The sequence below is a fragment of the Kribbella sp. NBC_00482 genome (assembly GCF_036013725.1).
Classification (GTDB): domain Bacteria; phylum Actinomycetota; class Actinomycetes; order Propionibacteriales; family Kribbellaceae; genus Kribbella.
Genome location: NZ_CP107881.1, coordinates 6,168,598 through 6,183,691 on the forward strand (window position 1 = coordinate 6,168,598; position 15,094 = coordinate 6,183,691).

The 15,094-nt window shown below is 69.4% G+C and carries 16 protein-coding genes; 11 read left to right on the top strand and 5 right to left on the bottom strand.

Going from position 1 to position 15,094, the window contains the following annotated elements; all coding sequences use genetic code 11:
* Positions 1 to 38 precede the first annotated feature (38 nt).
* The 8 genes from OHB24_RS29930 (at position 39) to OHB24_RS29965 (ending at position 6,976) form a co-directional block, all read left to right on the top strand.
* The gene (locus OHB24_RS29930) at positions 39 to 872 is read left to right on the top strand and encodes a fumarylacetoacetate hydrolase family protein (RefSeq protein WP_327634202.1); all 834 of its coding nucleotides are present in this window, start codon (positions 39 to 41) and stop codon (positions 870 to 872) included.
* Positions 869 to 1,567, top strand: a complete 699-nt coding sequence (locus OHB24_RS29935; RefSeq protein ID WP_327634203.1) for a GntR family transcriptional regulator — start codon at positions 869 to 871, stop codon at positions 1,565 to 1,567. The genes OHB24_RS29930 and OHB24_RS29935 overlap by 4 nt, the downstream gene beginning before the upstream one ends.
* The gene (locus OHB24_RS29940) at positions 1,564 to 2,289 is read left to right on the top strand and encodes an SDR family NAD(P)-dependent oxidoreductase (protein WP_327634204.1); all 726 of its coding nucleotides are present in this window, start codon (positions 1,564 to 1,566) and stop codon (positions 2,287 to 2,289) included. The genes OHB24_RS29935 and OHB24_RS29940 overlap by 4 nt, the downstream gene beginning before the upstream one ends.
* Positions 2,290 to 2,292: 3 nt before the next feature.
* Positions 2,293 to 3,852, top strand: a complete 1,560-nt coding sequence (locus tag OHB24_RS29945) for an FAD-dependent monooxygenase (RefSeq protein WP_327634205.1) — start codon at positions 2,293 to 2,295, stop codon at positions 3,850 to 3,852.
* Positions 3,849 to 4,238 carry a cupin domain-containing protein gene (locus tag OHB24_RS29950; RefSeq protein ID WP_327634206.1) on the top strand — a complete coding sequence of 130 codons (390 nt, stop codon included), beginning with the start codon at positions 3,849 to 3,851 and terminating at the stop codon, positions 4,236 to 4,238. Before OHB24_RS29945 ends, OHB24_RS29950 begins: the two co-directional genes overlap by 4 nt.
* 1 nt (position 4,239) lies before the next feature.
* Positions 4,240 to 5,151 (top strand): amidohydrolase family protein, encoded by a 912-nt coding sequence (locus OHB24_RS29955; RefSeq protein ID WP_327634207.1) that lies wholly within the window; start codon positions 4,240 to 4,242, stop codon positions 5,149 to 5,151.
* A gap of 64 nt (positions 5,152 to 5,215) precedes the next feature.
* On the top strand, positions 5,216 to 6,151 hold the full coding sequence (locus tag OHB24_RS29960; RefSeq protein ID WP_327634208.1) for a zinc-binding alcohol dehydrogenase family protein: 936 nt from the start codon (positions 5,216 to 5,218) through the stop codon (positions 6,149 to 6,151).
* A gap of 135 nt (positions 6,152 to 6,286) precedes the next feature.
* Positions 6,287 to 6,976 carry a GntR family transcriptional regulator gene (locus OHB24_RS29965; protein WP_327634209.1) on the top strand — a complete coding sequence of 230 codons (690 nt, stop codon included), beginning with the start codon at positions 6,287 to 6,289 and terminating at the stop codon, positions 6,974 to 6,976.
* On the opposite strand, the gene OHB24_RS29970 is transcribed toward OHB24_RS29965, so the two are convergent.
* From OHB24_RS29970 to OHB24_RS29980, 3 genes are read right to left on the bottom strand one after another with little or no spacing between them, the layout of a single operon-like run.
* Positions 6,942 to 7,679, bottom strand: a complete 738-nt coding sequence (locus OHB24_RS29970; protein WP_327634210.1) for a PIG-L family deacetylase — start codon at positions 7,677 to 7,679, stop codon at positions 6,942 to 6,944. The two genes, OHB24_RS29965 and OHB24_RS29970, sit on opposite strands and share 35 nt — an antisense overlap.
* Positions 7,679 to 8,143, bottom strand: a complete 465-nt coding sequence (locus tag OHB24_RS29975; protein WP_327634211.1) for a PPOX class F420-dependent oxidoreductase — start codon at positions 8,141 to 8,143, stop codon at positions 7,679 to 7,681. Before OHB24_RS29975 ends, OHB24_RS29970 begins: the two co-directional genes overlap by 1 nt.
* Positions 8,144 to 8,153: 10 nt before the next feature.
* Positions 8,154 to 8,684 (bottom strand): hypothetical protein, encoded by a 531-nt coding sequence (locus tag OHB24_RS29980; protein WP_327634212.1) that lies wholly within the window; start codon positions 8,682 to 8,684, stop codon positions 8,154 to 8,156.
* 76 nt (positions 8,685 to 8,760) lie between these two features.
* Between OHB24_RS29980 and OHB24_RS29985 the strand changes: the two genes are divergently transcribed.
* Genes OHB24_RS29985 through OHB24_RS29995 form a run of 3 tightly spaced genes read left to right on the top strand, consistent with a single transcriptional unit; the run spans position 8,761 to position 11,543 of the window.
* On the top strand, positions 8,761 to 9,549 hold the full coding sequence (locus OHB24_RS29985) for a hypothetical protein (RefSeq protein WP_327634213.1): 789 nt from the start codon (positions 8,761 to 8,763) through the stop codon (positions 9,547 to 9,549).
* 20 nt (positions 9,550 to 9,569) lie between these two features.
* Entirely contained in the window at positions 9,570 to 11,129 is a 1,560-nt protein-coding gene (locus tag OHB24_RS29990; RefSeq protein WP_327634214.1) for a DNA polymerase Y family protein, read from the top strand.
* Between the two features lie 27 nt (positions 11,130 to 11,156).
* The gene (locus OHB24_RS29995) at positions 11,157 to 11,543 is read left to right on the top strand and encodes a VOC family protein (RefSeq protein WP_327634215.1); all 387 of its coding nucleotides are present in this window, start codon (positions 11,157 to 11,159) and stop codon (positions 11,541 to 11,543) included.
* 4 nt (positions 11,544 to 11,547) lie between these two features.
* On the opposite strand, the gene OHB24_RS30000 is transcribed toward OHB24_RS29995, so the two are convergent.
* A complete protein-coding gene (locus tag OHB24_RS30000; protein ID WP_327634216.1) occupies positions 11,548 to 12,840 on the bottom strand; it encodes a glycosyltransferase in 1,293 nt (430 codons plus the stop codon).
* On the bottom strand, positions 12,837 to 15,053 hold the full coding sequence (locus OHB24_RS30005; protein ID WP_327634217.1) for a glycoside hydrolase domain-containing protein: 2,217 nt from the start codon (positions 15,051 to 15,053) through the stop codon (positions 12,837 to 12,839). The genes OHB24_RS30000 and OHB24_RS30005 overlap by 4 nt, the downstream gene beginning before the upstream one ends.
* Between the last annotated feature and the right edge of the window lie 41 nt (positions 15,054 to 15,094).

Here is a 15,094-nt window from a genome sequence, read left to right on the forward strand (position 1 = left end):
GGGGTGACTCGTGATGCGTGGCGTTGAGTGGACCTGAGATGAAGTACGTGATGGTGGAGTACGCCGGGAGCGAGCGGCCCGGCGTACTCGACGGCGAGACGGTTCTGTTGCTCGATGCAACGGATCTGACCGAGGTGATCGCCGGTCCGGCCGAGGTGGTGGACAAGATCCCTTACAGCCAAGAGATCCTGCGGGCGCCGCTGCGGCGGTTCCGGCGCGACATCCTGTGCACCGGGTGGAACTACTGGGACCACTTCGAGGAGAGCAAGGGCAAGCGCGAGGGCCAGGACGTGGACCGGCCCGAGCACCCGACGTTCTTCACCAAGGGTCCGGACGTGGTGATCGGGCCGTACGACGACATCGCCTGGGACCCGGCGATCTCCGCCAAGTGGGACTACGAGGCCGAGGTCGCGCTGGTGATCGGCAAGACCGGCAAGAACATCCCGGTCGACGAGGCGCTCGACCACGTCTGGGGCTACACGCTCGCCAACGACGTGTCGCAGCGGGACCTGCAGCGTGCGCACGGCGGGCAGTGGCTGAAGGGCAAGAGCATCGACGACACGATGCCGCTCGGTCCGTGGATCGTCACCGCCGACGAGGTGGGCGACCCGCAGGACATTCACCTGCAATGCCTGGTGAACGACGAGGTACGGCAGGACGCGTCGACGCGGCAGATGGCGTTCGACGTCGCCACGCTGATCAGTGAGCTGTCGTTCGGTATGACGTTGCGCCCGGGCGACCTGCTGCTCACCGGTACGCCGGCCGGCATCGGGAACGCCCGCGAGCCGCAGGTGTTCCTGCAGGACGGCGACGTTGTCGTCACCCGCTCCGACAAGCTCGGCTCGTTGCGTAACAGGGTGACTCGCGCATGAGCGGGCCTTTGGAGTTGTTGCCAGGTGGCGGCAAGGGTGGTCGCCGTACGCTCGCCGAACACGCGGCCGCAGAGCTGCACCAGCTGATCCTGTCCGGCGAGTTACCCAGTGGTACGCCTCTTCGCCTGGTGGAGCTGGCCAGTCGGCTCGAGATGAGCCAGATGCCTGTGCGTGAAGGCCTTCGCCGGCTCGAGGCACTGGGCCTGGTCGAGATCATTCCGCACCGTGGTGCGTGGGTACGCGACCTGTCGCTGTCGGACCTGCGAGACACGCACGAGACGCGGCTGGCGTTGGAGAGTCTCGCAGTACGCGCGGCTGCGGCCCACTTCACCGAAGAGGACCTGACGAAGGCAGCCGCCGCACTGGCCGAGCACCTCCGGTTGTCACGGGCGCAGGACTCTGCGGGTGCCCGTGAGGCGCATGCGGACTTCCACTTCGCGATCTACCGCGCGAGTGGCTCGCAGTGGTTGCCGCGAGCAATCGAGCCGGTCTGGCAGAACAGCGAGCGGTACCGGTTCGGTAGTCGTCCTACTGCGTTCCTGATCGAGCGGAGCCGGCAGGAGCACCAGGCGATCCTGGATGCGTGCGTGGCAAAGGATCCGGACGCGGCCGAGCAGGCGTTGCGCAGCCACCTTGCTGGTGCCTTCCAGCGGATCACAGACACCATGACGTCGAAGCAGAAGGAGACGCCATGAAGGTGCGCTTCGATGCGACCGGTGAGGTCGTGGTGGTCACAGGTGGCGCCCAGGGCATCGGTGCGGCGCTGGCCGGCGCAGTGAACGCTGCCGGCGGTACGGCGGTGGTCTTCGACGTCACTGCACCGGCCCACGGCGTCGAGCACGTCAAGGTGGACGTGGCAGACCGGCCCGCGGTCGAGGCTGCAGTAGCGGGTGTCCTGGAGCGGTACGGGCGTATCGACGGTCTGGTCGCCGGTGCGGCGGTGCAGCCGCGTTCGTCGGTGCTGGAGATGGACCCGGCCGAGTGGACCCGGACGTTGCAGGTAAACCTGGACGGTGTGGTCTGGGCGTGTCAGGCCGTCGTTCCGCACATGGTGGCGCGGCAGTCCGGTTCGGTGGTGGTGTTCACGTCCGGGATGGCGTCGACCGGGTTTGCGGGCGCTGCGGCGTACGCGGCGAGCAAGGCGGCGCTGGTGGCGTTCGCCAAGACGCTGGCGGTGGAGGTGGCCGGCGACCGGGTCCGGGTGAACGTCGTCGCGCCGGGTGTCGTCGACACCGAGCAGTTCCGCAGTGCGAACGCCGGTGCGGACCGGGAGCACTGGCAAGACACCATAGGTATCGGCGACCCCGAGGACGTGGTCGGCCCGTTGCTGTTCCTGCTGTCCGACGCGGCGGCGATGACCGGGTCCGTGCTGACCCGGGAACGTGCCTTTGCCAAGCTCACGAGCTTTGTGGAGTAGTAAGTGACTGAACAGCTGCCTGTTGCCGTGGTGGGTGCAGGACCGATCGGTCTGACCGCCGCGCTCGGTCTCGCGCACTACGGCATCCCGTACGTGCTGCTGGAGGAGGACGCGGTCCTGTCGTCCGACACCAAGGCCGGTACGACACTCAGCCGGACACTGGAGATCTGGAACCGGTACGGCGCGGTCGACGGCATCCTCGGTGCCGCGCTGCGGATCGACGAGATCGGCGACATCGACCGGGCCACCAACACTCCGCGCGCCTCGGTGCAGCTGGCCGAACTGGTGAACGACACCCAGTTCCCGTTCGTCATCAACCTGCCGCAGCAGAAGATGGAGCCGCTGCTGGCGGCAGCTCTTCCGGAGCCGGTGCGGACGCAGCACCGGATGACGTCGTTCGAGGTCCGCGACGATCGCGTCGTACTGCAGCTGGAGACCCCGGACGGTCCGCAGGAGCTGGAAGCGTCGTACCTGCTGGCCTGTGACGGTGGGCGTTCGCGGATCCGCGATGCGCTCGGTGTGAAGGTGGTGGGGGAGACCCTGCCCGAGCGGTACATGCTGATCGACGTCGTGGTGGACCTGGACGTCGACAACGCCAGGGACTACCCGTACCTCGCGTACTTCGCGGACAAGTCCGAGTGGATGGTGCTGATCCGGCAGCCGGACAACTGGCGGTTCCTGTTCCCGCTGGCGCCTGGTGCCGACGCGCCGGGTGACGAGGACCTGCTGGTGAAGGTGAAGCAGTTCATCGGTGAGGTGGACCGGATCGAGCTGATGGGCTCGGTGGTCTACAACGTGCACCACCGGGTCGCGGAGCAGTGGACTGCCGATCGCAAGGTCTTCCTGATGGGAGATGCGGCGCACCTGATCACGCCGATGTGGGCGCTCGGTCTGAACACGGGTGCGTTGGACGCGTCCAACCTGCCGTGGCGGCTGGCCTGGGTACTGCGTGGCTGGGCTGACCCGTCGTTGCTGGACGGCTACGAGCGGGAGCAGCGGCCGGTGGCGATCGAGGGCTCGGGCGAGATGGCGGAGGCGGCCCGCAAGTACATGTCCTTCCAGCGCGGTGCTGTCACCGAGGACACGGGCGCATGGGCCACGGCGTACAACCGGACGCTGCTGAGCGTGCGGCTGGACGTCGAGGGTGTGGGCGACTGGTCGATGGTGGCTACGTCCGCTGCGCCGCCTGCCGTACGGGCGGGGGACCGGGCGCCGGACCTGGTGCTGCAGAGCCCGACCGGTCGTACGACGATCCACGACCTGTGTCGCGACTCGTTCGTGGCGCTGTACTTCACCGACGTACGGCGCCGGCCGGAGATCCCGGTGAACGAGTCGCCCGCGTTGCAGCACTACGCGGTGTCCCGGTGGGACGCTCCGCATGACTCCGGTCTGCGCGACAGAGCACTGTTCGATCCGGGCAGCGTCGCCACCAAGCGGTACGGCGTACCGGCGAACAGCGTCGTACTGCTCAGGCCGGACGGCCACATCGCTGCGGTTGCCCCGATGGGTACAGGTGTGGCGGAGGAGCTCTACACGCGGGTCACAGGTCGGGAGGTGCCATGAGCTTCAACGAACCGCTGCAAGAGATCCTGCTGCAGACGGACGACCTGGAGTGGGTGGAGAAGTCGCTGGACGGCCTGTCCCACAAGATGCTGTGGCGTGATCCGGTAACCGAGGCATCGATCGCCCTGGTGCGGTTCGAGAAGGGCTCGGGCATCCCGTCGGAGCACAAGCACGCGTCGAACCAGTTCATGTTCTGCCTGTCCGGCCGGTACGTTTACCTGCCGACGGGGACGACGCTGACCAAGGGCAGCTTCTACTGGAACCCGAAGGGCGTCGTACACGGTCCGACGCGGGCAGAGGAGACCTCTGTCCTGCTGGAGGTGTACGACGGTCCGCACTATCCGGAGCGTCCGGACTTCTACGACAACGACGAGGACGCCCGCTGACATGGCCGGTTGGGACGTCCACACGCACCTGATCCCGCCGACTGTGCTGGCGGCGGCGCATCGGGGTGAGTTCGGGCTGTCCGTCGACAGCGGTTCGCTGGTCGTCGACGGGGAGCGGCTGCCGCTGCGCCGGCTCGCCGACCCGACTGCACTGCTGCACTGGATCTCGTCACAGGACCTGGACGGTGCTGTGGTGTCAGTGCCGCCGGCTCTCTTCCGGTACGACGCCAGCATCGAGTGGACCGAGCTGGTGAACCAGGGCCTCCGGGAGCTCGCCACACCACAGCTGCGCGTGCTGGCGCACCTGCCGCTGTTCGACCCGGCAGCACCCTCTGTAGCGGCCGGACTGGCCAGTGAGGGCGTCTTCAGCGGCTTTGCCCTCGGTACGCCGAGTTACGCCGGGCTGGATCCGGTGTGGCGGGTGCTGGACGCGCTGGAGGCGTTCACGCTGATTCACCCGGGACACAGTGACGACAAGCGGCTTGATTCGTTTTACCTGTCGAACCTGTTGGGGAATCCGTACGAGACCGGACTGGCGGCGGCTTCGCTCGTCTTCGCGGACGTGCCGGGGCGGTTCCCGGGAATCCGGTTCTGTCTGTGCCATGGGGGTGGTGTGACGGCGGCCGTCGCCGGACGGTGGCAGCGCGGAATCGACCAGGACCGCCCGGGGATCCAGCCGGTGTCCTTGCCGGTGGCCGAGGCCCTGCGCCGCTTCTACGTCGACGATCTGGTCCACGACGACGCCGTACTGGAGCTGCTGACGAAGACGTTCGGGCCCGAGCGGGTGCTGGCCGGGAGCGACTGGCCGTTCCCGATGGGCAGCGACGAGGTGTCCACAGTGCGAGCCTCAGATCGGTCCGCCGCGGCCGAGGTGCTGACCCGGCCGCTGGCGAAGGAGGTCGCCGAGTGGTGAGACGTGGGTTCTGTCTGGTCGAGGTCGTGATCAGATATCAAATCGTGGGGAACGGGGTAGAGACGTGAGTACACGGGGGACTGTCCTGCGCAGTCGTGGACCGGGTGAGCAGCCGAAGGCCGAAGAGGTCGAGCTGACCGCCGGTCCGGGTGAGACGTTGGTGGAGATGCGGCTGGCCGCGGTGACTCCACTGGACCGGTCGACACTGGCCGGAAAGCAGCCGACCATGCCGTTCGTGCCTGGCTCCGAAGGAGTGGGCGTGGTGGTGAGCTCGGACGTCGCCGAGGAAGGTGCCTCGGTGGTGGTCCGTGGCGCGGGCGTCGGCGTGACACGGGACGGCGTCTGGGGCCGGTACGCCGTCGTGCCGGATGCCGCCGTACATCGGCTGCCGTCGTCGCTGGAGCCCGGTACGGCGCTCGCGTTGATGACGCCGGCGTTGACCGCGCACACCGCCGTACGACGGGTCGCCGACGTACAAGAGGGCGAGACGGTCGTGGTCACCGGCGTGACCGGTCTGATCGGGCACATGTGCGCTGCGATCGCACGGTCGGCCGGTGCATCCCGGGTGATCGGTCTGGTGTCGCTGGACGACCGCGCCGACGGTGCGTCCGGACTGGTGGATCAGCTCGTCCGTGTGGACGGTCTGGGACAGGTGGGCCGGGAGTTGCCGTGGTGCGACGCAGTCATCGACACCATGGGCGGTCCGGTGGCCGGTGGGGTGCTCGGACACATCTCTCCGGGCGGACGGATCGCCGTACTCGGCTACAAGGCCGGTGAGTTCACCACGATCGACCTGCACCAGCTGATCGGCCGGGACCTACGGGTACTGCCGGTGAACCTGCAGCGGACCACGTTGGCACCGGATGCGGTCGGCCAGGCGCTGGCCGGTATTGCAGGAGTGTCCTGGCGAGCGGACTATGACGTCGTACCGGCAGAGCGGATCGGCGACGTGCTGGACCGGCAAGCGGGCCGGATTCTTCTCGACCTGACGGGTCTCTGAGACAGCGCCGGTGGCCTAGACCACTCATGTTTGCTGGGCTTTCAGCTGAGCAATCTGTCGTCGAAGGCCGCCAGATACCCGGTCGGCGGCTACGGTACCTCCAGAGCTGAATAGGAGAGAGGCAGCCCGCTACTGATGATCCGACGACTCGAGCTCACGCCTGGGGGACCGACCGGGCGTCGTACGCTCGCCGAGGAAGCTGCCGCCGAGCTGCACGAGCTCATCCTGTCCGGCGAACTTCCCAGCGGTACGGCGCTCCGGCTGGAGGAGCTCGCCAAGCGACTGGACATGAGCCAGATGCCGATCCGGGAAGGGCTCCGGCGGATGGCGGCGCTCGGACTGGTCGAGATCGTCCCGCACAAGGGCGCCTGGGTGCGTGAGCTGTCGATGGAGGACCTGCGCGACACCCACGAGACCCGGCTGTCGCTGGAGTCGCTGGCAGTCCGTGCGGCCGCGACGCGGTTCTCCGACTCGGACGCGGCGGCCGCCCGGACCGCACTGGCCGAGCATGTCCGGTTGTCGAAGCTGGGCGACAACATCGCGTCCCGGCAGGCGCACACCGAGTTCCACTTCGCGATCTACCGCTCCGGCGGCTCGCGGTGGCTGCCGCGGGCGATCGAGCCGGTCTGGCAGAACAGCGAGCGCTACCGGTTCGGTTCGCGGCAGACCAAGGCCCGGATCGAGCAGACCCGTCGCGAGCACCAGGCGATCCTCGACGCGTGCCTGGCGCACGACGAGGAGGGTGCGGAGGCAGCGCTGCGCGAGCACCTCGAAGGCGCCATGCAGCGCATCACCCAGACGATGGAGCGTCGCTCCAAGCAGTGAGCTCCTCGAACCGGTCCTGCTGCCAGCCGGTCGCGTCGAACACCGCACGCAGCAGCAGTCCGTCGCTGCTCGCCCGGTGCACTCCTAGGAGTTCTCCGAGCGGCTTGCTGCCCAGGCCGTCGTAGTACTCGTCCAGTGCCTTCCGCCGTCGCTGCTCGGATGCTCCGCCGATCTCTTCCAGCGGCGCATCGCATCCCTTGACGTGACCTGACCCGACCTGCTGACCCGGTGCGAGCTGCTGGATCAGCTGCTCGCCCGCACGCACGTCCTGAGCTCTCACGCGTGCACCCAGTGCACGGCAGTTGACGTGCTGGAGTGCTCGCTGGACCCCTTGCGAGATGGCGATGTGGTCCGGGTGACCTGTCAGGCCGTCACTGCCGACGGTGAGGATGAGCTCTGGTTGGAGTGCTTGGGCTGCGGACCGGATCGCCTCGGCGACAGCGACAGGTGACGCTGCGGCCAGCGTGCGTGCCCCGTTGCGGCCGCCGTCGTCGATCCACTGGTCCGGTGCGCCGAGCCAGTCCCACTCGTGAATCCCCAGTAGAGCGCAGGCCGCGGTCAGGTGGTCGGACGCTCCGTGCATGCCGGCGGTAGCGACTCGCAGTACGACGTGCCAGCCCTGCTCGTTCAGCACGGACGTGGCGGCGCCGGTGGCGAACACCTCGTCGTCAGGGTGTGCGTGGACTACGAGCGCCGTACGCATCAATCAGCGAGATGTGCGGGGAAGCCGCCGGTGGCGATCGGGCTCCAGCGCTCCGGGGTGATGCGGATCAGGCACTTGCCCTGCTTCACCATCGCCTCGCGGTACTCGTCCCAGTCCGGGTGCTCACCGGAGATGGAGCGGTAGTAGTCGACCAGCGCCTCCACCGCGTCCGGCAGCTCGATCACCTCACCGCCGCCGTCCACCTGCACCCACGCGCCGTTCCACTCGTCCGACAGCACGACCACGCTGGCCTTGGCGGCCCGCTTCACGTTCGTGCTCTTCGCCCGCTCCGGGTACGACGAGATGACGATCCGCCCCTCGGTGTCCACACCACCCGACACCGGCGAAGCCTGCACCGTCCCGTCGGCCCGGGTGGTCATCAGCAGCATGTGATGACGCGGTCGCACGAACTCCAGCAACTCGTCGAGCCCGACCTTGGTATTGGTGGCAATAGTCCTCGGCATGGCTCCCACCTTATGTGCTGGGCTGTTGCAGATCTGCTGGGGTGATGAGGTGCTCCAGCTCGTCGTCGGTGAGCTGGTTGATGAGGTGCTTGGCGCGTTGAGCCTGCGCGGTCGTGGGCAGGGCGCCGTCGAGCAGGTCGGGGAGGAGGAGCTCGTAGCCGGCCCGGGCGCGGGGCGAGTGGCGGTGGCGGGTGCGGGCTACTGCCGAGGACACGCGGATCGCGTGCTCGTTTCCCGGAGGTACGCCGGGGCGGTCGGTCTCCTGCGCTGCGAAACGGAAGCCGTTCGCCTTGTCGCAGCTCGGGCACCCGGAGTCGCCGGCACCGAGTGTGGAGCCGCAGTCCGGGCAGGTCAGCTGCTTGAGCGCGCCGTCCACGATCCGCCAGTCGAACTCGGAGGTGTCCTGCAGCACGACCTCGGCCAGCTCGCGCGCTTCCGCCGTACCTCCGGACTCCACGCAGAAACTGTCCCAGGCGGCGTCGATACTGTCCTCGACCCGCCGCAAAGCGGTGGTGAACCGAGGGTGATCGACACGACGCATGCCCCGGACTCTAGCCAGCCGCAGCCCTGTGGACGACCGGATTGACTTGTTCGAACAGGTGTTCGAACATGGAGTCATGACGGGGAGCGAGGAAGCGGGAGGCCGGGTCACAGCGCTCGACCACGCGCGCCTGCTCCTCGCCAGAGCCAAGGCGCAGAAGGGCGCCGCCGAAGCCGATCCGGGGTATGAGGCGCCGACTCGGGTTCCTTCGGTGGCTCGGGTGCAGCAGGCCTTGGACACGGCGGGGGTGGATCGGGAGCTGCCGACGCATCCGGCGGTGGGTGAGCTGTTGGCGGGGGCGAGCCTGCGCGGCGGTTCGGTGTACTCGGTGCGGGGGAGTGCCGCGCTGGTGATGGCGCTGATGGCCGGGCCGTCCGCGGAAGGTGCCTGGTGCGGCGTGGTCGGCGTGCCGTCGTTCGGGGCCGAGGCGGCGCGCGGGCTCGGGGTGGACCTGGAGCGTCTCGTGCTCGTTCCGGATCCGGGGCCGGAGTGGCTGAGCGTCGTCGCCGCGCTGGTCGACGCGCTGACCGTGGTGGTCGTCCGCCCGCCCGGCGAGGTGACACCGGGGGAGGCGTCCCGGCTCGCCGCGCGGCTCCGGACCCGCGGCGCGATGCTGATCGCGTACGGGTCTTGGCCTGGCAGCGAGGCCCGGTTCGAGATCGAGAGCAACACCTGGACCGGTCTCGGCGACGGCGAAGGTCTGCTCGCCGCCCGTCGCGCGACCGTCGCGGTGACCGGCCGGCGCGCCGCCGTACGGGCTCGTCACGAGCTCTGGCTGCCCGCCGCCGACGGCACGATCCGCTCCACCGAGCCCACGGAAGCCCGGCCGCAGGAGTGGCCGGAACAGATCGGTGCGGTGGGCTGATGGGCGGGCTGACTCGGACGATGGTGATTTGGGTGCCGGACTGGCCGGTGGCGGCGGCCGCGGTGGCGACCGGGCGATCACCGGACGAGCCGATCGCCGTACTGGAGAAGGGAAAGGTGCTCGCCACCTCTGCCACCGCACGCGCCGAAGGGGTACGGCGCGGGCAGCGGGCGCGGGATGCGCAGTCGCGGTGCCCGGAGCTGGTCGTGCTGAAGTACGACCCGGTGATCGACGCGCGGGCGTTCGACCCGGTGATCTCGTGCCTGGAGGCGATCACACCGGGGGTGCAGGTGATCCGGCCGGGGATGTGCGCGTTGAAGGCGCGCGGCCCGGCGCGGTTCTACGGCAGCGAGGAGGCGGCCGCGGAGAAGCTGCTCGACCGGCTCGAGACGTACGACGTACACGGCGGCCGGATCGGGATCGCCGACGGGCCGTTCGCCGCGGAGCAGGCGGCCCGGGCGAGCTCCGCGCGGACCCGGGTGCAGGTGGTGCTGCCGGACGGTTCACCGGAGTTCCTCGCGCCGTTGTCGGTCGACGTACTCGAGCAGCCGGTGCTCACGGATCTGCTGCGCCGGCTGGGGCTGCGGTCGCTGGGTGCGTTCGCGCAGTTGCCCCGGACCGAGGTGCTGACCCGGTTCGGTCCGGACGGCGCCTTCGCCCATCGGCTCGCCCGTGGGTACGACGATCGCCCGGTGACCGGCCGGGCGATCCCGCCGGAGCTCAACCGGACGCTCGACTTCGAGCCGCCCGTGGACCGGGTCGACCAGGTCGCGTTCGCGGTCCGGGCGGTCGCCGACGAGCTGATCGTCCGGCTGACCGAGCTCGGGCTGGTGTGCACGACGCTGCGGGTCGAGGTCGGCACCGAGTCCGGGCGGATCCACGAGCGGGAGTGGCTGCACCCGCGCTGGTTCACCGCGGCGGACGTGGTGGACCGGGTCCGCTGGCAACTGCAGGGGAGCGGTACGGCGACCAGCGAGCTGACGTCACCGGTCGTCCGGGTGCGGCTGATCCCCGACCAGGCGGATCCGGTCGGCGCGCATGTCGACGGGTTGTGGGGCGGCGGTCCGGACGAGCGGATCCACCGGGCGTTGTCGCGGGTGCAGAGCATGCTCGGTCACGGTGCGGTGGTGTCGGTGGTGATCGGCGGCGGTCGTGGGTTCGCGGAGCGGCAGACGCTGGTCCCGTGGGGCGATCCGGCCGTCCCGGCGCGGTCGCCGGACCAGCCCTGGCCCGGGGCGATCACGGCGCTGGCGCCGACCACGGTCTTCCCGGAGCCGATCCCCGCGAAGGTGTTCGCCGCGGACGGCGCCCAGGTCTCGGTCAGCGCCCGCGGCGAACTGTCCGGCGTCCCCACCGCGTTCACCCTGCTACCGGCCCGCGGCCCCGGCGTTCAAGTTGCCGACAGCAACAAGATCCACCCGATCACCGCCTGGGCCGGCCCCTGGCTCACCGCGGAACGCTGGTGGGACCCCAGCACCGAGTCCCGCCAGGCCCGCTTCCAGTTCCAGACCGCCGACACCCGGGCCTGGCTCTTCACCCTCCACCGAACCACCTGGCAAGCCCAAGCCACTTACGACTGATCAACCCGCCGACATAGGTTGGGGTTCATGCATCGGAGTCGGGTTTCCACGTTTCTGATCGACGTCAAGCAGGACGAGGTGCCGGACGCCACGGCGTTCTGGTCGAAGGCGCTCGGCGTACGGACGTCCTCGCCGGAGGGGGAGCCGCAGTTCATCAGCCTGCACGACGCTGTCCCTGGCTATGTGACCGCGATCCAGTCGGTCGACGACGAGCCGCGGTACCACCTGGACATCGAGACCGACGACGTACCCGCCGAGGTCGCCCGGCTGACCGGGATCGGCGCGGTCGAGGTCGCGAGCTGGCAGGGGTGCCACACCCTTCGCGCCCCGGGAGGTCATCTGCTGTGCGTCATCCCGGTCCACAGCGACCCGACGTACTTCGAGCAGAACGCGACCGTCTGGGGCAGCGAGTAAGAGCTCAGGCGACGTGGACCGCGGGAGGCTCGGCGAGCGCGAAGAGGCGGTCGAACACCGCTGACCGGTCGAACTGCAACGCGTACGCCCGCGCGCGCTGCTCAGCCTCCGCCCGCTGCTCGCGGGTCCAGTCGCACACGACCTCGTCAAGCACGGTCCGCAGCGTGGCCGGGTCATGCTGCGGCACCAGCAGGGCCGTATCACCGACCGCCTCGGGTACGCCGCCGGTCGCGCAGGTGATGATCGGCCCGCCGCCGGCGAGCGCCTTCTCGACCAGCGCGATCCCGAACGTCTCCACGAACTCCGGCTGCTCGCGGGTCGGCAGCACGAACGCCGCGCTCCCGGCCATCAGCGCCGGCTTCTCCGCGTCGTCCACGTCGGTCAGCACCCGCACCCGATCGCCCAGCCCCGCTACCGCCACCCGCGCCACCACCTCGGCTTCCTGCGGCCCGCGCCCGGCCAGGACCAGCTGCACCCGCTCGGCCGCCCGCGACCCGGCGTAGGCGTCGATCAAGTCGTCGACCCCCTTCGCCGAGGCGATCCGTGACAGGAACAGCACGTACCCGTCCCGCGAAAGGCCGCGCCGGGTCAGAGTTTCGGCGATCCTGTCATCGGTGAGCGACAGGTAGGACCAGGAGTCGACCGCCGGGTAGGAGATAGCGATCCGCTCACGGCACAGCTGCGCGAACGTCGTGCCGTGCATGCCGTCGAGGGTCGCCGCCGAGGCCACGATCAGGTCCTTGGTGTACTCCGACACCGCCACGCAGTGGTCGGCCGCCAGGTAGACCGACAGGATGTGCGCGGCCGCCCCGAACCGGCCGGTGTTCACGCACTCGCGCACCACGTTGGTGATGTCGGAGCCCACCGCCTCGGCCACCGTGACGACCTGGGCGGGCCCGATCCGGCGCGCCACCTGGACGGCTTCCTGGACGGCGATCGCGTGCGGGCTCAGGTACAGCGACATCGCCACCGTCGGCACCCCGTCGCTGAACAGCTCGACCAGCCGCCCGATGAGCCCGGACAGGTAGCGCCCGTCCGGAACCCGGTAGTCGCCCACGGGATCGGGCCGCTCCACGGTGATTCCAGGGCTGTACGGCAGCACGCCGTCGAGTGGCTTCAACGGAAGGCCAGCCGCCTCCAGTGCGTCCAGCGGCCAGGTCACGATCCGTACGTCGTCGAACCCGCGGGTGAGCGCCACCTCGGCGAGGCATCGTGCCTCACCGGAGTGCCCGCAGATCACCGGGTCTGCGCGGACGACGATGACCAGACGGCGGTTGGGTGTGGATGGGATGTTCATGCCTCACCTCCAGTGGTGTGCAGCGGGTCGGATGTGGATGGTGGCCTGATCTGGGTGCCCCAGCCGGAGGGCCGAGGGCCGAGCTCGATGTGCAGGTTGCGGATGCGGCGCAGCTCCCGGCCGGAGATCCAGGGGCGTTCGAGTGTCTTGCCGTCGACCGCGATGGATTGGACGTAGGAGACCGGTCCGCCTGCCTCGACCGGCTCGAATCCTGTTGTGGTGATGGACAGTTCGCTGTCCGGCAACCGGGTGGTGGACTCGGCTACGGCCGGCGCGCTCACCAGGAACAGGTTCTGCCCAGCCACCGGGAACAGCCCGAGCGTCGCCCACACGTACCACGCGGACAGCCCGCCGGAGTCGTCGTTGCCTGGCAGCCCGCCCCGGCCGGTGCCGAACTGGTTGGCGACCGCGGCATGCACCACCTCGGCGGTCCGGTCCGGCCGTCCGGCGTAGTGGTACGACCACGGCGCCTCGTAGTCCGGTTCGTTGTTCAATCCCTCGAACCGGCACAGGCTGTACCCGGCGTTCATCTCGGCCACGCTCGGCGCCACCCCCGGCTGCGTGACCGGTACGGCGCCGTACCCGAAGAACTGGTCGAGCAGCCCGACGAACGCCTCGTCGCCGCCGGCGAGCGCGATCCGGGCGCGCATGTCGTGCAGCAGCCGGAAGGAGTAGTTCCACCGGCCGCCCTCGTAGAACGTCGAGTCGCGCAGCAGGCCGGTGCCCGGGTCGTACGCCGCCCGCCAGCCGTGGGCGAGGTCGCGCATCTGCTGGGCGAGCGCCCGGTCGCGCACCTTACGGGCGATCGCCGCGGTGCAGTGGTAGGCGTACGCCAGGTCGAGGGTGTGGCTGATCGGGTGCGCCACACCGTGCACCAGGTAGTCCTCGCCGTACGTCCGGCGCAGGTCCATCTCCAGGTGCACCATGGCCCAGTCCCAGTCGATACCGGGCAGATCCAGTTGGCACAGGTCGGCCAGGAAGGTGTGCGCAAGCGCGCTGCCCTGCCGGGAGAACCGGTCGGCGCCCTTGGCCATCCGGTAGCCGATCGGCAGGTTCCCCTCCTGCTCGCAGATCGACAGCAGCGAGCCGGCCAGTGCGACCGAACGCTGCGGGAACAGTGTGGTCATCAGCGGCAGCTGGGTGCGGTAGATGTCCCACATGGTGCAGATGTCGAACGCGTACGGGCCTTCGGTCGTCCACGGGCTCTCGTCCGGGGCGAAGCACGGCTTGACCAGCGAGTGGTAGAGCGCGGTGCCGAAAACCGTTGCCTGGTCGTCGGACTCGGCCTTGATCGAGACCTTGCCGAGGTGGTCGCGCCAGGTGGCCGCTGTCTGCTCGCGCCGCCCGGCGAAGGTGGCCTGGGTACGGCCGACGTCCGTGTGCAGGTTGTCGCGGGCCGACTCACACCCGCGCAGCGAGAACCCCAGCCGCACCTCGACGGTCTGCTCGGCACGCGAGGGACCCATGAAGATCAGCCCGAACGGCCGCAGCGTGGTCGGCCGGATGTAGTCGAAGTCGAGGCGGGTGCCGCCGGGCATCAGGCGCCGGTCGTACCACAGCAGCTGCCGCCAGCCGGGGGCGTCGACCTCCAGGTGCACGGCCAGCGGCACGCCCTCGACGTGGATCTCCCCTTGAGCCACTCCCGGCTCCAGCATCGCCAGGTGCGCCTTCAGCGGCACCGTCTGGCTGTGCGGGATGGCCAAGCCGCCGGTCGAGGCGTCGATGACGATCCGGGCGGCGTCATGCGCCGGGAAGGTGTACCGGTGGACGGCCGACTTGGGGCCGACCGTCACCTCGCAGTGCACCCCTGAGCTCAGAGTCGCCGAGTAGTAGCCGGGCTCGGCGACCTCGTCCAGCAGATCCCACGTGGTGCCCAGGTCGTCGAGCGGGCCGAGCATCGGCGTGACCCGGAAGTAGTTGTAGTACTTGCGGATCGCGCCGGTGCCGGACTGCTGGAAGTGGGTGAAGCCGGAGGCGACCGGGCGGTCGTACAACAGGTCGGGCACGCCCTCGGTGTTGAAGTCGTACAGCCCGTAACCGGTCGGGTAGGCCCCGGAGTACGGGCAGGCCGACACCATCCCGAACGGGTGCATGGCGCCCGGGTGGGTGTTGCCGACCTGCGGTTTGGGCCACCACCAGGTCGCGGCCAGGCCCTTGGGCGTGGGCAGGTCGGTGGCACCGGTCCCGATGAACGGGTCGACGTGCTCGAACATCGCGGATCACCGCCTCGCGCGGCCGAAGTGGACTCTCAAAG